This window comes from Paenibacillus glycanilyticus (assembly GCF_023715145.1).
Lineage (GTDB): Bacteria > Bacillota > Bacilli > Paenibacillales > Paenibacillaceae > Pristimantibacillus > Pristimantibacillus glycanilyticus_A.
The window spans coordinates 671,949-691,466 of the sequence record NZ_JAMBNP010000002.1; the positions used below are offsets into that span (position 1 = coordinate 671,949).

Annotated in this window: 22 protein-coding genes and 1 riboswitch; of the genes, 20 read left to right on the forward strand and 2 right to left on the reverse strand. The window is 51.7% G+C overall.

Annotated features, from left to right (window positions below):
* The first annotated feature begins 131 nt into the window (after positions 1–131).
* The 11 genes from ald (at position 132) to sigF (ending at position 9,526) form a co-directional block, all read left to right on the forward strand.
* Positions 132–1,274, forward strand: a complete 1,143-nt coding sequence (ald, locus tag M3194_RS08370) for an alanine dehydrogenase (protein WP_251652957.1) — start codon at positions 132–134, stop codon at positions 1,272–1,274.
* Between the two features lie 74 nt (positions 1,275–1,348).
* The gene (locus M3194_RS08375) at positions 1,349–1,609 is read left to right on the forward strand and encodes a YqzK family protein (protein ID WP_251652958.1); all 261 of its coding nucleotides are present in this window, start codon (positions 1,349–1,351) and stop codon (positions 1,607–1,609) included.
* Between the two features lie 147 nt (positions 1,610–1,756).
* On the forward strand, positions 1,757–2,647 hold the full coding sequence (gene xerD, locus M3194_RS08380; RefSeq protein ID WP_251652959.1) for a site-specific tyrosine recombinase XerD: 891 nt from the start codon (positions 1,757–1,759) through the stop codon (positions 2,645–2,647).
* Positions 2,648–2,751: 104 nt separating this feature from the next.
* On the forward strand, positions 2,752–3,936 hold the full coding sequence (gene deoB / locus M3194_RS08385; RefSeq protein WP_251652960.1) for a phosphopentomutase: 1,185 nt from the start codon (positions 2,752–2,754) through the stop codon (positions 3,934–3,936).
* A 25-nt stretch (positions 3,937–3,961) separates the two neighbouring features.
* Complete coding sequence (locus M3194_RS08390; RefSeq protein ID WP_251652961.1) at positions 3,962–4,792, forward strand: purine-nucleoside phosphorylase; 831 nt, start codon at positions 3,962–3,964, stop codon at positions 4,790–4,792.
* A gap of 109 nt (positions 4,793–4,901) precedes the next feature.
* Positions 4,902–5,066, forward strand: a complete 165-nt coding sequence (locus M3194_RS08395) for an aspartyl-phosphate phosphatase Spo0E family protein (protein WP_251652962.1) — start codon at positions 4,902–4,904, stop codon at positions 5,064–5,066.
* 27 nt (positions 5,067–5,093) lie between these two features.
* Positions 5,094–6,422 carry a pyrimidine-nucleoside phosphorylase gene (locus M3194_RS08400; protein WP_251652963.1) on the forward strand — a complete coding sequence of 443 codons (1,329 nt, stop codon included), beginning with the start codon at positions 5,094–5,096 and terminating at the stop codon, positions 6,420–6,422.
* A 193-nt stretch (positions 6,423–6,615) separates the two neighbouring features.
* A complete protein-coding gene (locus M3194_RS08405; protein WP_251652964.1) occupies positions 6,616–7,830 on the forward strand; it encodes a D-alanyl-D-alanine carboxypeptidase family protein in 1,215 nt (404 codons plus the stop codon).
* Positions 7,831–7,954: 124 nt separating this feature from the next.
* Entirely contained in the window at positions 7,955–8,308 is a 354-nt protein-coding gene (spoIIAA, locus tag M3194_RS08410; RefSeq protein WP_251652965.1) for an anti-sigma F factor antagonist, read from the forward strand.
* The gene (gene spoIIAB / locus M3194_RS08415; RefSeq protein WP_251652966.1) at positions 8,308–8,751 is read left to right on the forward strand and encodes an anti-sigma F factor; all 444 of its coding nucleotides are present in this window, start codon (positions 8,308–8,310) and stop codon (positions 8,749–8,751) included. The genes spoIIAA and spoIIAB overlap by 1 nt, the downstream gene beginning before the upstream one ends.
* Positions 8,752–8,770: 19 nt before the next feature.
* Positions 8,771–9,526 (forward strand): RNA polymerase sporulation sigma factor SigF, encoded by a 756-nt coding sequence (gene sigF / locus M3194_RS08420; RefSeq protein WP_251652967.1) that lies wholly within the window; start codon positions 8,771–8,773, stop codon positions 9,524–9,526.
* 46 nt (positions 9,527–9,572) lie between these two features.
* Here the strand turns inward: sigF and M3194_RS08425 are convergent, their stop codons facing one another.
* On the reverse strand, positions 9,573–10,079 hold the full coding sequence (locus tag M3194_RS08425) for an AAA family ATPase (protein ID WP_251652968.1): 507 nt from the start codon (positions 10,077–10,079) through the stop codon (positions 9,573–9,575).
* Positions 10,076–10,600, reverse strand: a complete 525-nt coding sequence (locus M3194_RS08430; protein WP_251652969.1) for a DNA topology modulation protein — start codon at positions 10,598–10,600, stop codon at positions 10,076–10,078. Before M3194_RS08430 ends, M3194_RS08425 begins: the two co-directional genes overlap by 4 nt.
* A 192-nt stretch (positions 10,601–10,792) precedes the next feature.
* Between M3194_RS08430 and M3194_RS08435 the strand changes: the two genes are divergently transcribed.
* The 9 genes from M3194_RS08435 (at position 10,793) to ribH (ending at position 19,494) form a co-directional block, all read left to right on the forward strand.
* Positions 10,793–11,443: a stage V sporulation protein AA gene (locus M3194_RS08435; protein ID WP_251652970.1), complete on the forward strand. Its 651-nt coding sequence runs from the start codon at positions 10,793–10,795 to the stop codon at positions 11,441–11,443.
* Complete coding sequence (locus M3194_RS08440; protein ID WP_251652971.1) at positions 11,436–11,864, forward strand: stage V sporulation protein AB; 429 nt, start codon at positions 11,436–11,438, stop codon at positions 11,862–11,864. The genes M3194_RS08435 and M3194_RS08440 overlap by 8 nt, the downstream gene beginning before the upstream one ends.
* A gap of 30 nt (positions 11,865–11,894) precedes the next feature.
* Positions 11,895–13,529 carry a spore germination protein gene (locus tag M3194_RS08445; protein ID WP_251652972.1) on the forward strand — a complete coding sequence of 545 codons (1,635 nt, stop codon included), beginning with the start codon at positions 11,895–11,897 and terminating at the stop codon, positions 13,527–13,529.
* A gap of 137 nt (positions 13,530–13,666) precedes the next feature.
* A complete protein-coding gene (gene lysA / locus M3194_RS08450) occupies positions 13,667–14,995 on the forward strand; it encodes a diaminopimelate decarboxylase (RefSeq protein ID WP_251652973.1) in 1,329 nt (442 codons plus the stop codon).
* Between the two features lie 53 nt (positions 14,996–15,048).
* The gene (locus M3194_RS08455; RefSeq protein ID WP_251652974.1) at positions 15,049–15,480 is read left to right on the forward strand and encodes a peptidylprolyl isomerase; all 432 of its coding nucleotides are present in this window, start codon (positions 15,049–15,051) and stop codon (positions 15,478–15,480) included.
* Positions 15,481–15,511: 31 nt separating this feature from the next.
* Positions 15,512–15,719, forward strand: a riboswitch (FMN riboswitch).
* 259 nt (positions 15,720–15,978) lie between these two features.
* Positions 15,979–17,085, forward strand: a complete 1,107-nt coding sequence (ribD, locus tag M3194_RS08460) for a bifunctional diaminohydroxyphosphoribosylaminopyrimidine deaminase/5-amino-6-(5-phosphoribosylamino)uracil reductase RibD (RefSeq protein ID WP_251652975.1) — start codon at positions 15,979–15,981, stop codon at positions 17,083–17,085.
* Positions 17,086–17,100: 15 nt separating this feature from the next.
* Positions 17,101–17,772 carry a riboflavin synthase gene (gene ribE / locus M3194_RS08465; protein WP_251652976.1) on the forward strand — a complete coding sequence of 224 codons (672 nt, stop codon included), beginning with the start codon at positions 17,101–17,103 and terminating at the stop codon, positions 17,770–17,772.
* Between the two features lie 36 nt (positions 17,773–17,808).
* Positions 17,809–18,963, forward strand: coding sequence for a 3,4-dihydroxy-2-butanone-4-phosphate synthase (gene ribB, locus M3194_RS08470; protein WP_285889166.1), 1,155 nt, complete (start codon positions 17,809–17,811; stop codon positions 18,961–18,963).
* 60 nt (positions 18,964–19,023) lie between these two features.
* Positions 19,024–19,494 carry a 6,7-dimethyl-8-ribityllumazine synthase gene (gene ribH, locus M3194_RS08475; protein ID WP_251652977.1) on the forward strand — a complete coding sequence of 157 codons (471 nt, stop codon included), beginning with the start codon at positions 19,024–19,026 and terminating at the stop codon, positions 19,492–19,494.
* The last annotated feature ends 24 nt before the right edge of the window (positions 19,495–19,518 follow it).

Below are 19,518 nucleotides of genomic sequence, written 5' to 3' on the forward strand. Positions count from 1 at the left end.
GTCAACCGTACAAAATAACAGCACATATTTTTTGTTCCAGCTGGAAAAGGTACGCTTAAGGACTAACATTTGTCCCTCAAGTTTCATACAACATAGTAGATAGTGCGCCACATCCAAGGAGGGGGAAGCTTATGATTATCGGCGTTCCGAAGGAAATTAAAGCGAGCGAATACCGTGTTGCTCTTACCCCGGCAGGCGTAACCATGCTGAAGGCGGCAGGCCATAAGGTGATTGTGGAGACGAAAGCCGGCGAAGGAAGCGGATTTGAAGATTGGGATTATGAACGGGAAGGCGCAGAGATTCGGCACGCGGCAGCGGAGGTGTGGAGCGAAGCGGACATGATCATGAAGGTCAAGGAGCCGTTGAAGGAAGAGTTCTCCTACTTTCGTGAAGGGCTGATCCTATTTACGTATTTGCATTTGGCGGCAGCTCCCGAGCTTGCCAAAGCGTTAATGGACAGCGGAGTTACGGGAATTGCGTATGAGACCATACAGCTTGCGAACGGCAGCTTGCCGTTGTTGACGCCGATGAGCGAAGTTGCAGGTCGTATGTCCGTACAGGTTGGATCGCAATTTCTTGAAGCGTTCCACGGCGGCCGCGGCGTACTGCTTGGCGGCGTTCCTGGCGTGCCGCCGGCAGAGGTTGTTATTATCGGTGGAGGAATTGTAGGGACTAATGCTGCCAAGATCGCACTAGGAATGGGCGCCAACGTCGTTATTTTGGAAAAAAGCACGGATCGAATGAGATACCTGGATGATGTCTTCGGCGGACGTATCCATACGGTTATGTCGAGTCCTTATAATATTGCGGAGGCGGTCGGCAAAGCAGACCTCCTCATTGGCGCGGTCTTGATTCCGGGAGCCAAGGCCCCTCACCTGGTCACGGAAATGATGGTTCAGTCCATGAAAAAAGGCTCCGTAATCGTAGATGTAGCCGTAGATCAAGGCGGCTCAATTGCCACGGTTGACCGGCCAACGACGCATAAGGATCCGATCTACATCAAGCATGGGGTCATTCATTATGCGGTAGCAAACATTCCGGGGGCGGTTCCGCGCACATCGACCTTTGCCCTGACGAATGTAACAATGCCTTATGCCCTTGATCTGGCGAGCCGAGGCTGGGAGGCCGTTAAAGGCAGTAAACCTCTGCAAAAAGGTGTTAATACCCATCGCGGGACGGTTACCTATGAGCCGGTTGCTGCTGCTTCAGGACTGCCCTATACACCTGTGGAGCGCTGGCTGGACAGCATCGCATTTGATCAGCTGGAGCCTTGAGCTAGCGGCATAGGCGATAGCCCTGGTCTAACCGCCTTGCTTCCCTCATAGATTGTTACGGATGGACAACCGTAATGATGATAATAAAGGGGGAAGGCAGAATGGTCCTCTCGCTGCGCAAATGGTTGAGCCGCATTTTGTTTGTGGTAATATTCACCTTACTTTTACTGATCGTGACGGGCAGCTACCGCTGGCTGGTTGACGTAATAGCGCCCGTCCACCCTTATAAGACGCCTAAGGGCGAAGCGCTGAAAGTCTTTCAGGCTGACCCTGCGGCAGCCGAGAAGGGCAGCCTCACAGACCGTCTGCGGTGGTTTTATTGGTACGGAGAATAGTTAAACCCATTAAGAAATAAAGTGCAAAAAGCAGGATTTGCTCTGCCGGTTGTGGAATAGTTGTATAGCAGGATAACTTGCTCGCAGACAATGGCTAAAGTCCTATGTTATAGCCTTGATCATCTTTCTGTAACGAAAGGAACCGGCATGAAAGCTCAAGTACAATCCTTTATACAATATCTAATGAATGAGCGCGCCTTATCGAGCAGTACGCTGGAATCGTACGGCCGCGACTTGCAAGGCTTGCTCGACTATCTGGAACAGCAATCGGTTGCGAATGTGGCTGACGTTCAGCGTCACCATTTGTCGCATTATTTACTGCGTCTAAAAGAGAGCGGGCGCAAGACCTCTACCATTTCCCGGCATATTGCATCCATACGCGCCTTTTTTCATTATTTGGCGGTAAACGGATATATTCAGCTTAATCCCGCCATCTACATAGAGTCGCCTAAGCAGGAAAAGAAAGAACCCAATGTCCTGTCGGTCGAGAACGCCGGCCTCTTGCTAGAAACTCCGCAGCCTGTAACGGCTGCCGGGAAGAGAGACAAAGCGATGCTGGAGCTGCTGTACGCAACCGGAATCCGCGTGTCCGAGCTTATTTCTCTGGATGTCGACAGCGTAAATTCGCAATTAAACATTATCCGGTGCGTCGGCAGCGGCATGAAGGAACGGATTATTCCGTTTGGACGGATGGCCGCGGCCGCATTGGAAGATTATTTGCATAATGGCAGACAGGAGCTTTTGAGACAATCGGAGGACGAGCCTGCCTTGTTCCTTAATCAGCTGGGTACCCGCATGACCCGGCAGGGCTTCTGGAAGATGGTCAAGAAGTATGCGAAGGAAGCGGGAATCGCGGAAGAGATCACCCCGCATACGCTGCGCCATTCCTTTGCGGCGCATTTGCTGGAGAACGGAGCCGATCTACGCGCGGTCCAGGAGCTGCTTGGGCATGCGGATATTTCGACCACGCAGCGTTACACCAGGTTGTCTAAGGTAAGAATGAAGGATGTATACTCGAATTCGCATCCAAGAGCATGAAGTAAGAATTGCGACAAAAAGCATGTCGCAATTCTTAGGTTTACGCTTACGAAGTAAGAATTGCAACAAAAACCATGTCGCAATTCTTTTGGGAGGTAATAATCATGAAATTTGAACGTATTGCAGTTATCGTACTGGACAGTGTAGGAATCGGAGAACTGCCGGACGCACCGTCATTCGGAGACAGCGGATCCCATACGCTTGGCCATATTATCGAGCGCGTGCCTACGATAGAGCTGCCTAATATGCGCCGCTGGGGTCTTGACCGAATCGCGGCATTGTCCGACTGGAAGCCGGAAGGAGAGGCTGCTGCTTATTATGGCAAAATGGCCGAAGTATCGGTTGGCAAAGATACGATGACCGGGCATTGGGAGCTGATGGGACTCAACATTACCGTGCCGTTCCAAACTTTCCCCGAAGGCTTTCCGGCTGAGCTGATTGATGCGTTCGAAGAGCGTACCGGCCGCAAAGTCATCGGCAATAAGCCGGCAAGCGGAACCGAAATACTGGACGAGCTTGGGGCAGAGCAAATGGAGACAGGTGCCTGGATCGTCTACACATCTGCGGACAGCGTGTTCCAGATTGCCGCCCACGAAGAGATTATCCCGCTCGAAGAGCTGTACCGCGGCTGCGAGATCGCCCGTGAGCTTACGATGGATGAACGCTTTGCGGTGGGAAGAGTGATAGCAAGGCCGTACGAAGGTACGCCCGGAGCATTCAAGCGGACGCCTAATCGCCATGATTATGCCGTCAAGCCGCCTGAAGCAACGGTGCTGGATCTGCTGAAGGATAACGGATACGACACCATCGCAATCGGCAAAATCAATGACATCTTTGACGGAGAAGGTATAACGGCCACAACGTCGACAAAAAGCAATGCCGACGGGATTGCCCAAACCATTGAGGCGCTGAAGAAGCCATTCAAAGGCCTGCTGTTCACGAATCTTGTTGATTTCGATTCCTTGTACGGCCATCGGCGCGATCCGGAAGGTTACGCGAAGGCTCTGGAGGAATTTGACCGGGCTATTCCAGAACTGGAGAGCACGCTTGGGCCAAGAGATCTGCTGATCGTTACCGCCGACCATGGCAATGATCCGGTCCATCCCGGAACGGACCATACCCGCGAATACGTGCCCGTCCTGCTGTACAGTCCGGCGTTTGCCAAGCCGGAGCAGCTGGAGACGAGAACAACCTTCTCGGATCTGGGCGCAACCATCGCCGACAATTTCGGTGTGCCGACACCGCCGAACGGCATCAGCTTCTTGAAGCTTCTTCATGCAAAAGAATAGATAAGGATAAGAGGAGGAACTTACGATGAGTTCTACAACGATGACGGCAGCACAAATTAAAGAGGCTGCTTCCTATATTGCCGGCCGTGTGCAGGTGAAGCCGGAGATTGGCCTGATTATGGGCTCCGGTCTTGGCGTGCTTGGCGATCATATTGAGAATGCGGTAACTATCGATTACAGCGACATTCCGCATTTTCCGGTATCGACGGTTGAAGGCCATGCAGGCGAGCTGTTGGTAGGCACATTGTCGGGAAGAGCGGTAGTTCTTATGCGCGGCAGATTCCATATGTACGAAGGCTACGGCCCGCAGCTTACGGCATTCCCCGTCCGAGTCATGAAGGCGCTAGGCGTTGCGTCGCTGCTTGTAACAAACGCAGCGGGCGGCGTTAACCTGAATTATGAAGCCGGCAATCTCATGCTGATCTCGGATCATTTGAATATGACGGGCAAGAGCCCTCTGATCGGACCTAACGACAATGAGCTTGGCGTAAGGTTCCCGGATATGTCCGAGGCATACAGCAAGCGTCTCCGCGCAATTGCGCGGGAAATAGCAGCCCAACAAGGCTTGAAGCTCCAGGAAGGCGTCTATGCGGGACTGCTTGGACCTTCTTACGAGACGCCTGCCGAAATTCGCATGCTGCGCGTGTTGGGTGCAGATGCTGTCGGCATGTCGACCGTTGCGGAAGTTATCGCGGCCCGTCATTCGGGTATTGAAGTGCTTGGCATTTCCTGTATCAGCAACATGGCGGCGGGGGTGCTTGACCAGCCATTGTCTCATGAAGAGGTTATGGAGACAACCGAGCGGGTAAAAGGCGAATTCCTGGCGCTGGTTAAAGAATTAATCCGACAATTCTAATGGGTGATTGTAATAAAATTGTAATAATTAGCTCGACGGAATATGACAGTATTTGATGGCGGTGTCGTCGTATAATGTCCATGATTATGGGATGATGGAGTGGAGAGACATGGACAAGCAATTACTCATCGAAATTGAGCAGTTGCGAGGGAAAATGGTTGAAAAAGCAATGAAAAAGAAAACCTTTGTACATCGTGAAGTGCTCCAGCTAAGCCAAATGCTGGACGAGCTTATCGTTCGGGAGCAAGTGCTGCGGGCGCGTGCAGTGAAATGATTGCGCAGCAGAAACGGAGTGGATAACATGCGTGCAGTAGATCTTATACAAAAGAAGCGGGACAGCGGGGAGCTGACTGCAAAAGAATTGACGTTTCTGGTGGATGGCTATTGCGATGGAGGCATTCCGGATTACCAGATGTCGGCTTGGGCGATGGCGGTTCTCTTTCGGGGAATGACGCCGGCTGAGACGGCAGCTCTGACATTGGCAATGGCGAATTCGGGAGATCAGGTAGACCTGGCTCCAATCGCCGGCGTGAAGGTGGACAAACACAGTACTGGCGGTGTAGGCGACAAGACTACGCTTATTATCGCCCCGCTTGTAGCCTCGGTTGGCGTACCGGTTGCCAAGATGTCGGGAAGAGGCCTTGGTCATACAGGGGGAACGATCGACAAATTGGAATCGATTGCAGGTTTTCAGACGGAGCTATCGAGGGAGAAATTCCTCGAACAGGTCAATGAGATTGGCCTTTCCGTTATCGGACAAAGCGGAAATCTGGCGCCTGCTGACAAAAAACTGTATGCGCTGCGGGATGTGACGGCTACCGTCGAATCCATTCCGTTGATCGCAAGCTCCGTAATGAGCAAGAAGATCGCAGCCGGTGCCGATGCCATTGTGCTTGACGTAAAGACGGGCAGCGGCGCATTCATGAAGACGGTGGAGGATTCCGAGAAGCTGGCGCAGGCTATGGTTGAGATCGGTACGCAGGTAGGCCGCCAAACGGCTGCCGTTATCAGCGATATGGACCAGCCGCTTGGCTTTGCGATTGGCAACGCGCTTGAAGTGCGCGAGGCGATCGAGACGCTGCAGGGCAATGGCCCGGCTGATCTTACGGAGCTGTGCCTGACGCTTGGCGCGCATATGGTCGTGCTCGGCAAGAAGGCCGCAACGGTTGCCGAAGCGAAGGAGCTGCTGCAGCGCAAGCTGGATAACGGCGAGGCATTAGCCAAGTTCAAACAGTTTATTGCCGCGCAAGGCGGAGAAGCTGCCGTAGCAGATGATGTTACGTTATTGCCGCAGGCTGCGGAGCTGGTTGAAGTTAAGGCTGCTGCTGCAGGTTATGTGTCCGCAATCGAAGCGGAACAGCTTGGCATTGCCGCGATGCTGCTGGGAGCCGGACGGGCAACCAAGGAAGCGGCTATTGATTATTCGGTTGGGATCACGATCCGCAAAAAGGTTGGAGATCCGGTCAGCGAAGGGGATACGCTTGCAGTGCTGCATACCCGAGCTAACGATGCCGCGGTAGAAGAGGTAACGGTTAAAGTCCGCGAAGCCTATACCCTGTCAGCGGAGAAGCCTGAAGAACGTCCGTTGCTGTTATCCGTCGTTACGGCGGAGGGAACTAAACGTTATTAGATCTTAATATTCCAAAACGCCTTGCTCCTTGATTGGAGTAAGGCGTTTTTTTTCGCGCAAGCGAGATTCGACATCAATCGCGTGGAATATTTTTCATGAAAGAGGTCAAGACTGGAGAAGACAATATAGCCCAAATGCGGTGTTAAGTCTCAAAGCGACAAAGAACCGCATCATCTTTGGAGGAGACCTGCTCATGAAAAAAGTTTGTACGAAGCTGTTCATTCTATTCGCCGCATTTGCCCTTACCGCGATGCCGGCTGCTGCTAGCGCTAATGCTGTTACGAATGCAAAGGAGCCCGTTCCTGGCGCTCCGGGACAGCAGCTGCAAGCCTCATCGCTCGATCTAGCGCCTTCTGCACGCTCGGCGGTCTTAATGGACGCTGACAGCGGAACGGTTATTTTTGAGAAGGACAGCAACGTCAAGCTCCCTCCGGCGAGCATTACGAAAGTCATGACGATGCTGCTGATTATGGAAGCATTGGACGACGGGAAAATCAAGCTGACCGACAAAGTTCCGACAAGCGAATATGCCGCGTCTATGGGCGGTTCGCAGATCTTCCTCGAGCCTGGTGAAGAAATGTCTGTTGACGAAATGCTGAGAGGGATCGCGCTTGCTTCCGGCAATGATGCTTCTGTAGCCATGGCCGAGAAGCTTGCTGGAACGGAGCAGCAATTTGTTGCCATGATGAATGAGAAGGCACAGCAGCTTGGTTTGCAGAACACGCATTTTGCCAACTGCAATGGCTTGCCCGCTGCCGATCACTACACCTCCGCGCATGATATTGCGGTTATGTCCCGCGAGCTGCTCAAGCATTCCGAGATTACGAAGTATACCGGAATGTATCAGGATTATTTGCGCAAATCGTCCGAGAAACCGTTCTGGCTCGTGAATACGAACAAGCTGGTTCGATTCTACAGCGGGGCGGACGGTCTCAAAACAGGCTTCACGAATGAAGCGAAATTCTGTTTGACGGCAACAGCCAAGCGTGACAATCTGCGCGTTATCGCTGTCGTTATGGGTGAGCCAAACACCAAGACGCGCAATGCCGAAGTATCGCAAATGCTCGACTATACGTTTGCGCAATATACGACCCATCCTATCTTCAAAGAAGGAGACACGATGGGAACGGTCAAAATCGAGAAGGGCGCCGTGCGGGAACTGCCGCTTGTTGCGAAGCATCCGTACAGCATTCTGCTGAAGAAAGGCGCAGCTACGCAGGATATTCGTTACGAGCTGCAAATCAATCAGCCGCTGAAAGCGCCGGTGGCAATTGGTCAGTCAATCGGTAAGCTGGTCGTCTATCAAGGCGATCAAATCGTGAAGGAATTCCCGGTGGATGCGCCGCAGTCCATTGATAAAGCAGGCTGGTGGAAATTGCTGAAAAGGTCGTTTAGCGGACTTTTCTAATAGCGTATTTTGTCAGCTTCTAGCGCTCTGCTTCTAGTTTTGTCGCCGTGCAGGAAACCTCGGGCTATATGGAGAATTCGTAGTTCGATCCAAAAGCGAAGCCTAAAGGAGTTGAACGGCGACAATGAGTTTGCAAGCAGAACTGGAGCATTACCGAAACGTATTGATCGTGCGTCTCCGCGGAGAGCTCGACCATCATACAGCGGACATTGTCCGCAACAAGATGGAAGCGGAGATCATTAGAGGCGAAAGCCACCACATTATTCTCAGCCTGAAGGATCTGCAGTTTATGGACAGCTCCGGATTAGGCGTCATTTTGGGCAGATACAAGCAGATTCGCAGCAAAGGCGGCAAAATGGTCGTATGTGATGTGAACCCTAGTGTCTACCGCCTCTTTGAAATGTCGGGGTTGTTTAAAATAATGAACATTTACGACAATGAAAGAATGGCGATTTCTAGTCTGGAGGTGGTCTCGTAATGGGACGCAACGAAATGACGTTAACCTTTAGCGCCCGGTCGGAGAATGAGGCGTTTGCGCGTATCGCGGTGGCCTCGTTCGTGTCGCAGCTGGATCCGACGCTGGAGGAGCTGAACGATCTGAAGACAGCCGTGTCCGAAGCGGTCACCAATTCTATTATTCATGGCTATGACAGCGATCCTGTTGGCAAAGTGACGATTGAAGCCTCCATTGACGGCGACGTGGTGTCCATTGAGATTTATGACAATGGCCGCGGCATTGAAGATTTGGAGCTGGCTCGCCAGCCGCTCTTTACCTCCAAGCCGGAAATGGAACGTTCGGGTATGGGCTTTACGATTATGGAAAATTTCATGGACCGTTTTGAAGTGACCAGTGAGCTGGGCCAAGGTACGCGCGTAGCTATGCTTAAGCGTATTGAATCGAAAAAAGCGCTGTATAACTAGCGTATAGGGGTTGAACCTCATGGATGTCGATTTGAAGCAAACGGCTCAGCCGTATTTGGATGATGCGGAAGTCAAACGCTTGATAGCGTTAAGTCAATCCGGCGATACGCTCGCCCGGGATACGCTTGTACAATGTAACATAAGGTTAGTTTGGTCAGTCGTCCAGCGGTTCATCAACCGCGGATACGAGCCGGAGGATCTGTTCCAAATCGGGTGTATCGGGTTGCTGAAGTCTGTCGACAAGTTCGATCTGTCCTATGATGTGAAGTTCTCTACCTATGCGGTGCCGATGATTATCGGCGAGATTCAGCGCTTTTTGCGTGATGACGGTACGCTTAAGGTCAGTCGTTCACTGAAAGAGACGGCGAATAAGGTTCGGAAAATGAAGGATGAGCTCTCCAAGACGCTTGGCCGGCTGCCAACCGTCAGTGAAGTAGCCGACCGGCTTGGCATTACGCCGGAGGATGTTGTCTTCGCGCAGGAGGCTAACAAGCCGCCTACATCTATTCACGAAACCGTATTCGAGAATGACGGAGACCCGATTACGCTGATGGATCAGATCGCGGATGATTCGCAGGAGCGTTGGTTCGATAAGCTCGCATTACTCGAGGCGATCGAAGGCCTCAGCGAACGTGAGCGCCTGATCGTATACTTACGTTATTACCGTGACAAGACCCAATCCGAAGTCGCCAGCCGCCTCGGGATATCCCAGGTTCAGGTGTCGAGGTTGGAGAAGAAAATTTTGCAGTCTATACGAGAACAAATTGCCCAATGAGACAGCAATTTGTTCTTCGTAGAAAAAAGACCAAATGGCGAACCCGTCAGCTTAGATGCTGCGAGGCCATTTGGTCTTTCTTTTTCATCTCACTGTATCGAATTACTTTATCCCCATGCAGCCGCAGCTTGTCCTCGAACGCCGGTCTGTTCCGCTCGAAATCCCGGGTCCATGTAAACATCATTCTGAGCATGCGAAGATCGGGGTTATAGTGACATTGCTCCATGCCAAGCTTCTGTTTCGCGAAGCGAGACAGGATCCTCCATTTGCGTACCCATACAGAGGTGTCCATATAGATGATTGTATCAGCCATCCGGTAGAGGCATTGATACGAATCCCTGTCCGTCCCTTCGAATATCCAGGAGCCGGCTTTGTCGATTTCCTTGATCACTTCAAGCTGCTCTTCGGCGGTTCGCTTTGTTCGCCCGGAAGGTGTCCGGTGATGGACGATGGCATCCAGCTCGCACCAAGAAATATGAAGCTCCTCGGATAATCGCCTGGCTAGAGTGGTTTTGCCGCTGGCCACAATACCCGCAATAAATATTTTTCTCATCCGATCTCTTTATCCTTGCCTAAGCGCTTCAAAAACCTATCGGCCTCTCCGGGCGACTTTAGAATAATAACCTGCTTTTCGCCGGACAATTGTTGAATCTTACTTAATATTTCGGGTTTTCTTGTTTTCGGATATTCCCAAATCCATTTCAGAAACGGCAGATCGACTTTTTCCCTGCAGTCCGGCCCCATGTCCGGTCTCGCTCTATTCCGGTATTGAATGGCTCTTTTGACCGCGCGATACATACATAAAAGTCTGGGGAAATCCAGGTAAACAATCGTATCGGCGGCATGCAGCCGGATATCCATGGTCCCTCCGTAATTACCGTCGATTATCCATTTATCTTGTTGGACCAACTCGCTTTGGACCCTTATCTGTTCTTCCTTCGGCACGCTTACCCAGTTAGCCTTCCAGAACATGGCATCCAGATGAGATACCTCCTGGTCAAGCAGCTTTCCAAGCTTTCTGGCCAAGGTGGATTTACCCGCCCCGCCCGAGCCTATGATTGCTATCTTTTTCATCTGTATCCTCCTGTAGTTATGCAATGGTTCTTTAGTAATTCCATCCAATGAGTGCTATTCCTTGTCAGCATGCAAAAGTTCTTGAAAGCCTTATTTCTTTATTTTACCTCTATAAGCATGACTATCCGGTATCTCCTTTTCTCATACTAACAGGGAACTAAACCCTATGCGGGAACAAAGGAATGATGACAGATGGACGCAATCCAGCCATCCGCCCTCTATCTTCGTCTTAAGAGAAAAGTAAACATCCGGCCGGAGCGGAGCGTTACGCTGGGACAAGTGTCGAGGCTGCTCGCGCCGACAGAGGAACTGGAGGAGCAGTTGAACGAACTGGTGCTGTACCGCCATCACAAAGGGGACGGCAACCGCGTTGTCATTGATCTGCTTCAGATCGTGCGCGTCGTCAGGGAAGCGGCTCCCGGGCTGTCCGTGGAAGCTTATGGCGATCCTCAAGTGCTGATTATGATATCGCCTAAGCCTCAGAAGCCGCGTATTGTCGTCCTTATATTCGCTTGGCTGCTGCTCTTTTTCGGAGCGGGACTTGCGATTATGAATTTTCATACCGACGTCAGCATGAAAGAGGTTCATATCCGGATTGTCGAGCTGCTGACCGGTGAGCGTACCGATCATCCTCTATGGTTTCAGGTTCCTTATTCGCTTGGAATTGGTCTTGGGATGATCCTTTTCTTTAACCATCTTTTCAAGAAAAGGTTCAATGAAGAGCCTAACCCGCTGGAGGTGGAGCTGTACACGTATCAGGAAAATGTGAACGCGTATGTCATTGCCGACGAGATGCGCAAAAAAAACAATCAGCACGGCGAGCGGGGCGGGGACGATGGGTGAATGGTTAATGCATCTGTTTGTTATGCTGCTTGGCCTGTCGGGAGGCCTAGCTGTCGGAAGCGGGCTGGTAGCATTCCTGATCGTACTGGATCTGATCCCAAGGCTTGCTCAAATCGCTTATGCTTACCGCTTGTCTATCTGGTTCGAGTCCGCGGTTATTTGCGGCTCCATGTATTGGACGTTTGCTGATTTTATGGACTGGCGCTTGTCGCTGCCCAAGGTTGCCGTGTTAACCGTATCCGGATTAATGGCCGGCGTCTTTGTCGGCATGCTGGCAGGGGCTCTGACGGAGGTCATGAATGTATTGCCGATTCTGGCGAAGCGAATGAATCTGTCCGATTATCTGGTTGGACTGGTCATGGCGATGGTGCTCGGCAAGACGCTGGGCTCTTTGTTTGACTGGCTGTTTTTCCAGTGGTAGCAAGTATAACAGGCATGGAGGTTGATGACGATGACGGACCGGGAAAAAGACAGGGAGCACTCCAATGGAGAGCCCCCGTACATGTACATACCGGAAGAACAAAGGAACGAAGAGCAGGGGATGGCCATTCCGACTCCTCCTTTTGAGTTAACGAAAAACACGGATAAACCAGGCAAGACTCAAGTCAGGAAAGAGTCTGCCAAGGATGATGTCATCCCCGACAGCCTGGACGAGGTCTTCGAACGGCTAGAGAATGAGGTCGGCTATAAAGTAAGCTTTGATATCGTCGTGCGCGAAATGACGTTTGGAGACAGACGGGTTGCTTTTTTCTATATGAACGGTTTGGCCAAGGATACGATTCTGACGGAAGTCCTGAAACGGCTTACGTACTTGCAGCCCGATGAGGTTACCGGCGATGCCTTTCACGAGTTCATGAACCTGTACGTGCCTGCCGCACAAGTCGAGAAGAAGGAAAAATGGAACGAGATGCTGACCTTCGTCCTGTCGGGCGCAACGGCAATGTTCATAGATAAAGAACCTAACGTCATTATCATAGACGCGAAAGCCTTCCCGGCGCGGAACCCGGAGGAGCCGTCACTCGAGAGGGTTGTCCGCGGCAGCCGCGACGGCTTTGTAGAGACGATGATGATGAACGTCTCGCTCGTCCGCAGACGTCTGCGTGACCCGCAGCTCAGATACGAGCTTGTCCGGGTCGGAGAGCGCACGCAATCCGATATTTGTATTGCCTACATCAATGATCTGGCCGATCCGGAGCTGGTCAAATCGATTAAGGATAAAATCGAGCTTGTGCATATTGACGGCCTGCCGCTGGCTGACAAGCAGCTGGAGGAAGCGACTGTGCAGCGGGGATGGAATCCTTTCCCTCTGGTCCGATATTCAGAGCGCCCGGATGTTGTGGCAGCCCATTTGCTTGAAGGCTCCGTCGTTGTCTTTGTGGATACGTCGCCAAGCGCAATGATCCTGCCCACCACCTTCTTTGATCTGATCCAGCACGCCGAGGAGAACCGGCAGACTCCGTTTATCGGTACCTATCTGCGTTGGGTCCGGTTTCTCGGGATATTTTCCTCCCTGTTCCTGCTGCCGCTGTGGCTCCTGTTTGTCATTCATCCCGAGCTTAAGCCGCAGGCACTTGGATTTCTTGGACCGGAGAAGATCGGGAAGCTGCCGCTTATCGTACAGTTCCTCATCGTAGAAGTCGGCGTTGATCTCATGAGGCTTGCCTCCGTCCATACGCCTTCTACGCTGGCCACAGCTGTATCGCTCGTTGCAGCCATCATGGTTGGCGATATCGCGGTCAAGACCGGGCTGTTTATCAATGAAGTCATTCTCTACATGGCCATTGCGGCTGTGGGAATGTTCGCCACGCCAAGCTATGAGCTTGGACTTGCCAACCGGATCGTGCGGCTGATCCTCATTCTCGCGGTGTCGATATTCCATGTGCCCGGTTTTATCGTCGCAACAACCGCGATACTCATGCTGCTGTGCATGCAGCGTTCGTTTAACCGTCCGTATATGTGGCCGTTTATTCCGTTCGATTACCGGGCCATGTGGAATATCATTGTAAGGAAGCCGGTGCTCAAAAACCGCACCCGGCCTAATCTGCTCCGCCCGCAGCAAAGCGATAAAATGCCGCGTTCCGAGTAGAAGCTAAGAAATACAAATGAAATGTGAATTTATCCATTTCTCTCATGGTTAAGTTACGATATACTGTGGCTATTGGTGTAAATCGTAACTAACTTCTATTACGTTCTTGTAGTAGATATCCAAGGGGGAAATGACTCATGTACTTACATGGCACAAGCAAAATTAATGCCCAAGGGCATTTGGAAATTGGCGGCGTCGACACGGCTGATCTGGCGAAGGAGTACGGCACGCCGCTGTACATCGTAGACGAGGCGCTTGTTCGTCAGCGCGCGAACGAATACGTATCGGCTTTTAAAGCTTCGGGACTGAAATTCCAGGTTGCCTATGCGAGCAAAGCGTTTTCCGTAATGGCAATGTGCGCGATCGCCGAACAAGAAGGTTTGTCGCTTGACGTTGTATCCGACGGCGAGCTGTACACTGCTCTGCAAGCCGGCTTCCCTGCGGGCCGCATTCACTTCCATGGCAACAACAAAACGCCGGACGAAATCAACATGGCGCTGGACGCTAACATCGGCTGTTTCGTTGTAGACAACTTCGTGGAGCTGCATCTGCTGAATGCTCTTGCCGCCGACAAAGGCAAAACGGTAAAAATTCTGTTCCGCATCACTCCGGGCGTTGAAGCACATACGCATGAATACATCTCGACCGGCCAGCAAGATTCGAAGTTTGGCTTTGACCTTGGCAACGGCGCAGCGAAGCAAGCGATTAAGGAAGCGCTTGAGCTTTCGAACATCGAAATTCTTGGCGTTCATTCCCATATCGGCTCCCAAATCTTCGAAGTAGACGGCTTCCGCATGGCGGTTGACAAGGTAGCGGCGTTTGCTGTTCAAATCCGTGAAGAGCTTGGCCATACGTTCCAGGTCATCAACCTTGGCGGCGGCTTTGGCATCCGTTACGTGGAAGGCGACACGCCGCTTCCGGTATCCCAATACGTTGCCGCAATTACGGATGCGATTATCTCGAACTTCACGGCTGCAAACTTCCCATTGCCTGAGATCTGGGTTGAGCCGGGCCGCAGCATTGTGGGCGACGCGGGTACTACCCTGTACACGGTTGGCACAATGAAAGAAATTCCGGGCGTGCGCAAATATATCGCTGTAGACGGCGGCATGATGGATAATCCTCGTCCGGCTCTGTATCAATCCCGTTACGAGGCGGTTCTGGCGAACCGTGCAGGCGAAGCGAATACAGAGACGGTTACCGTTGCAGGTAAAGCATGCGAGAGCGGCGACAAGCTGATTATCGACCTTGAGCTGCCAAAAGCGGAGACAGGCGACCTGCTTGCCGTATTCTGTACGGGTGCTTACAACTACGCTATGGCGAGCAACTACAACCGTTTCCGCCGCCCTGCAGTCGTATTCGTAAAAGACGGCCAATCCGACCTTGTCGTACAACGCGAATCGCTTGAAAACATCGTTGGAAACGACGTTATTCCGGCAAGACTTCGCAAATCGCTTGCTAAGTAAGGGCGATTTTTGGTAACGTAGTCTTATTCGGAAAAGAAAGGTAGATGTTACAAATGGCTAAACAAGCAAAAATCACACTTGAGAACGGCGCAGAGGTTATTCTCGATCTGTTCGACCAAGATGCTCCAAATACGGTAGCAAACTTCGAAAAGCTTGTAAACGAAGGTTTCTATAACGGTCTGGTATTCCACCGCGTTATCCCTGGCTTCGTTGCACAAGGCGGCTGCCCTAACGGCACGGGCACTGGTGGCCCTGGCTACACAATCAACTGCGAGATCAACCCGAACAAGCATGAGCGCGGTACGCTCGCTATGGCTCACGCAGGCCGTAACACTGGCGGAAGCCAGTTCTACATCTGCTATCAGCCGCAGCCGCATCTCGACGGCCAACATACTGTTTTCGGTAAAGTAACTAAAGGCATGGAGCATGTCGACGCGTTCAAAGGACGCGACAAAATGCAAAAGGTTGAAGTTTACGAAGTTTAATGTTAAGATACTAACAAAATTATAGTTTGTGGCTTACCTTCGGGGCAGGGTGAAAATCCCAACCGGCGGTGATCGAGCAGCGTTCGCACAACTGGGTTTACCGGCGTGCGGCGCTTTCTCGTCAGTCCGTGACCCGGGCCATCTCCGGCAAGAGCGAATCATCGCATTGCCGGAGAAGGAACGGTGGACCTGGTGAAAATCCGGGACCGACAGTATAGTCTGGATGGGAGAAGGAGACACATTCGACGCATATGCGTATGAGCTTTCATGCTTATTTTTCTTGTGCTAATTTTCACAAGGATAATAGGTTTGTTTGAAATATAAAAAAAGTATATTTTATTTATACGGCACTTATATTTCATCCGCTAAACGTTTATTTCCGTTCCTTTTGAGGATGGTTTAGCCGTTTGCGCTTGAATAGCTTATTTTTGTGAGCATCGAATGGTTTTTTTCCCACCCCCGTTGGCTAAGCTGGCTAATGGGGGTGTTTTTGCATTTATGGAAGTTTTAAATGATTCGTATTATATGAGTCTTGCGCTTGAGCTGGCAGCCAAAGCCTCAGGGCAGACCGGTATCAATCCGGTTGTGGGCTGCGTCGTTGTGAAGGATGGCCGAATTATTGGCGTTGGCACCCACTTAAAGCGGGGAACGGGCCATGCGGAAGTACACGCGCTTCAGATGGCCGGGGAAGAAGCAGAAGGAGCAACCGTGTATGTGACACTTGAGCCATGCAGTCATTTCGGGAAAACGCCGCCTTGCTGCGAACGCATTATCAACGCCAAAGCAGCCCGGGTCGTAGTTGCTACGACCGATCCGAATCCGCAGGTTGCCGGCAGAGGTATTGCCCGCCTGAAGGAGGAAGGCATCGAGGTTGAAGTTGGACTTCTCGAGGAGCAATCCCGGAGCATGAACGAAAAGTTCAACAAATACATCACGACACGGCTGCCATTCGTTACCCTTAAGACCGCCAGCACGCTGGACGGCAAGATTGCTTCCCATACGGGAGACAGCCGCTGGATTACCGGTTCGGCAGCACGCGAGCAGGTACATACGCTCCGTCATCAGCATGAGGCTATCATGGTTGGCATCGGTACTTTGCTGGCAGATGACCCTCAACTGACGACACGTGCGGCTGTACCCGCCATTCATCCGGTTCGCATCATTGTGGACAGTCAGCTTCGCCTGCCGCTGGATGCAAGAGTGGTAACGGACGGCTTATCCCGGACAATCGTCCTGACTTCGGATCAGGCAGAGATAAACCGCGAGGAGCAATTAGTTCAAGCAGGCGTTGAAGTCATTCGCTGCGGCAGCGGCGCTCAGGTGGATCTGGCCGAAGCGATGCGGAAGCTTGGTGAGCTTGAGATCGGATCGATTCTGCTGGAGGGCGGCGGCAAGCTGAACGGCGCTATGCTGGAAGCCGGACTAATCGATAAGATTATGATTTATATGGCAGCAAAGATCATTGGCGGCTATGACTCCCCTGGTACCTTCACGTTTGCCGGGTTCGAGAAAATGTCGCAGGCCATTGAACTGGAGCAAGTAAAGGTTGAAATGGCAGGAGAAGATATTTGTATATCGGGATATCCCGCATACGGCAATGAATAGATTGGGGGAGTGCCCGTGTTTACCGGCCTGGTTGAGGAAATTGGCACATTAAGACGGGTTAAAAAGCAAGGCGAAGCGATGGTTCTTACGCTGGAAGCTTCAAAGGTAACGGAGGGCGTCGCGCTTGGCGACAGTATTTCCGTAAACGGAGTTTGTCTTACCGTTATTGCCTTTGACCGAACCTCGTTTGACGCGGATGTGATGCCGGAAACGTACCGGAAGTCCAATCTGCATCAGCTTCGTCCGGGTCAGGAAGTGAATCTGGAGCGGGCGATGCTCGCGGGCGGCCGGTTCGGCGGCCATATCGTCCAGGGGCATGTAGACGGCGTTGGGATCATCACCGGCCGAGAGACGGACGCGAACGCGGTCGTGTTCGCCATAAGGCTTGCTGACGATGAGATGATGCGGTATGTCATACCGAAAGGCTCAATCACCATCGACGGGATAAGCTTAACGGTGATCAGCACCAATGCCACCGGCTTCTCGGTATCGGTTATCCCGCATACGCTTGCCGAAACCGCGCTGATGAACAAGAAAGCCGGTGATTCGATCAATATCGAATGCGATGTGATCGGCAAATATGTGGATCACTTGCTTCATTACAAGCCAGCTGGCAGACAAGGTTCCGGCAGCCGGACAGAATCGAAGCTCAGTACCGCTTTTTTAAGCGAAAATGGCTTTCTATAACAGATAGGGAAAATCGGATAGCAGGGAGGGAAATTGATGAGCAGACAAGAACTGGAGTTGAAAGAAGATATATTTGACACAATGGAAGCCGCGCTTGAGGATTTGAAGGCAGGCAAGCCCATTATTGTGGTAGATGACGAAGACCGCGAGAATGAAGGGGATCTGATTGCCCTGGCGGAATTAGCGTCGCCCGAGGTCATTAATTTCATGATCACGGAGGCGCGCGGATTGGTCTGCGTGCCAATTACGCAAGAACGCGCCGAGCAGCTTGATCTGCCTCCGATGGTTCAGCATAATACGGACTACCATGGCACGGCCTTTACGGTGTCTGTGGATCACGTATCGACAACAACGGGAATCTCCGCCTTTGAACGCTCCCAGACCGTCAAATCCTTAATTGACCCGGCGACCAAAGCAACGGACTTCCGCAAACCGGGACATATATTCCCGCTAGTAGCGAAGGATGGAGGCGTTATCCGCCGTGCCGGTCATACGGAAGCGGGAATTGACCTTGCGCGCATGTGCGGCTCCGAGCCGGCAGCCGTTATTTGCGAGATCATAAAAGAGGACGGTACAATGGCCCGACTTCCGGATTTGATTGCTTTTAAAGAAAAGCACGACCTGAAGCTGATCACCATTCAAGGGATGATTGCTTACCGGAATGCCAAGGAGAAGCTTGTTGACCGCATTGTCGAGGTAGAGATGCCGACAGACTTTGGTCAGTTCCGGGCGATTGCTTTCTCCAACCAGGCAGACGGCAAAGAGCATATTGCTCTGGTCAAAGGCCAGATCAATCCGGAGAAGCCGGTGCTTGTCCGCGTTCATTCGGAATGTCTGACGGGGGACGTATTCCATTCGCATCGCTGCCAGTGCGGTCCTCAGCTGCAGTCGGCCCTCAAGCAAATCAATGAGGAAGGCAGCGGTGTCCTGCTCTATATGCGTCAGGATGGTCAAGAGCTTGTGAACAAGCTCAAGTCTTACGCGCAGCTGGATCAAGGCGTGGAAAAAGCCGATGCCAAGCCTAAGCTGGATCTTCGCGATTATGGGGTTGGCGCACAGATTCTTCGTGATCTTGGTGTCCGCCAAATGCGTCTGTTGACCAATAATCCGCGCAAGATCAGAGGGCTGGAAGGCCATGGAATCGAGATTGTCGAACGCGTGCCAATTGAGATTAATCGTTCGACGAAGTAAACAAGTAAGGCAAGATAATAGAAACAACAAAATGGAGATAACCAACTAGGAGGATTTATTATGCCAAACGTATTTGAAGCAAGCGTAGTATCGGAAGGACTTCGATTTGGAGTTGTTGTTGGACGTTTTAATGAATTTATCTCGGGCAAACTGCTCAGCGGCGCGCTTGACGGCTTTAAACGCCATGGCGCGAATGAAGGGGATGTCGATATCGCTTGGGTACCGGGGGCTTTCGAAATTCCGCTTATCGCGCAAAAAATGGCGGAGAGCGGCAAGTACGATGCGGTGATTACCCTTGGTGCCGTAATCCGGGGATCAACTCCTCACTTTGATTTTGTCTGCAACGAAGCGGCAAAAGGCGTAGCTGCAATCGCATTAAAAACAGGCGTTCCAACGATTTTTGGCGTATTGACGGTTGATTCGATTGAGCAAGCGATTGAACGCGCGGGTACAAAAGCAGGAAATAAAGGGTATGAAGCTGCTGTTTCCGCAATAGAGATGGCAAATTTGTCGAAATTACTGCATAATTAGAGTAATAGCTCAAATTATGCTGCG

Excerpts from the sequence above, each read along its gene's own strand:
- sigF (WP_251652967.1), top strand. The coding sequence starts at position 8,771 with ATGGATGTCGATTTGAAGCAAACGGCTCAGCCGTATTTGGATGATGCG.
- ribH (WP_251652977.1), top strand. The coding sequence starts at position 19,024 with ATGCCAAACGTATTTGAAGCAAGCGTAGTATCGGAAGGACTTCGATTT.
- M3194_RS08395 (WP_251652962.1), top strand. The coding sequence starts at position 4,902 with ATGGACAAGCAATTACTCATCGAAATTGAGCAGTTGCGAGGGAAAATG.
- ald (WP_251652957.1), top strand. The coding sequence starts at position 132 with ATGATTATCGGCGTTCCGAAGGAAATTAAAGCGAGCGAATACCGTGTT.
- M3194_RS08440 (WP_251652971.1), top strand. The coding sequence starts at position 11,436 with ATGGGTGAATGGTTAATGCATCTGTTTGTTATGCTGCTTGGCCTGTCG.
- M3194_RS08445 (WP_251652972.1), top strand. The coding sequence starts at position 11,895 with ATGACGGACCGGGAAAAAGACAGGGAGCACTCCAATGGAGAGCCCCCG.
- M3194_RS08390 (WP_251652961.1), top strand. The coding sequence starts at position 3,962 with ATGAGTTCTACAACGATGACGGCAGCACAAATTAAAGAGGCTGCTTCC.
- lysA (WP_251652973.1), top strand. The coding sequence starts at position 13,667 with ATGTACTTACATGGCACAAGCAAAATTAATGCCCAAGGGCATTTGGAA.
- M3194_RS08435 (WP_251652970.1), top strand. The coding sequence starts at position 10,793 with ATGGACGCAATCCAGCCATCCGCCCTCTATCTTCGTCTTAAGAGAAAA.
- M3194_RS08400 (WP_251652963.1), top strand. The coding sequence starts at position 5,094 with ATGCGTGCAGTAGATCTTATACAAAAGAAGCGGGACAGCGGGGAGCTG.
- M3194_RS08455 (WP_251652974.1), top strand. The coding sequence starts at position 15,049 with ATGGCTAAACAAGCAAAAATCACACTTGAGAACGGCGCAGAGGTTATT.
- M3194_RS08430 (WP_251652969.1), bottom strand. The coding sequence starts at position 10,600 with ATGAAAAAGATAGCAATCATAGGCTCGGGCGGGGCGGGTAAATCCACC.
- spoIIAB (WP_251652966.1), top strand. The coding sequence starts at position 8,308 with ATGGGACGCAACGAAATGACGTTAACCTTTAGCGCCCGGTCGGAGAAT.
- ribB (WP_285889166.1), top strand. The coding sequence starts at position 17,809 with ATGAGCAGACAAGAACTGGAGTTGAAAGAAGATATATTTGACACAATG.
- M3194_RS08405 (WP_251652964.1), top strand. The coding sequence starts at position 6,616 with ATGAAAAAAGTTTGTACGAAGCTGTTCATTCTATTCGCCGCATTTGCC.
- spoIIAA (WP_251652965.1), top strand. The coding sequence starts at position 7,955 with ATGAGTTTGCAAGCAGAACTGGAGCATTACCGAAACGTATTGATCGTG.
- ribD (WP_251652975.1), top strand. The coding sequence starts at position 15,979 with ATGGAAGTTTTAAATGATTCGTATTATATGAGTCTTGCGCTTGAGCTG.
- M3194_RS08425 (WP_251652968.1), bottom strand. The coding sequence starts at position 10,079 with ATGAGAAAAATATTTATTGCGGGTATTGTGGCCAGCGGCAAAACCACT.
- M3194_RS08375 (WP_251652958.1), top strand. The coding sequence starts at position 1,349 with ATGATGATAATAAAGGGGGAAGGCAGAATGGTCCTCTCGCTGCGCAAA.
- xerD (WP_251652959.1), top strand. The coding sequence starts at position 1,757 with ATGAAAGCTCAAGTACAATCCTTTATACAATATCTAATGAATGAGCGC.
- deoB (WP_251652960.1), top strand. The coding sequence starts at position 2,752 with ATGAAATTTGAACGTATTGCAGTTATCGTACTGGACAGTGTAGGAATC.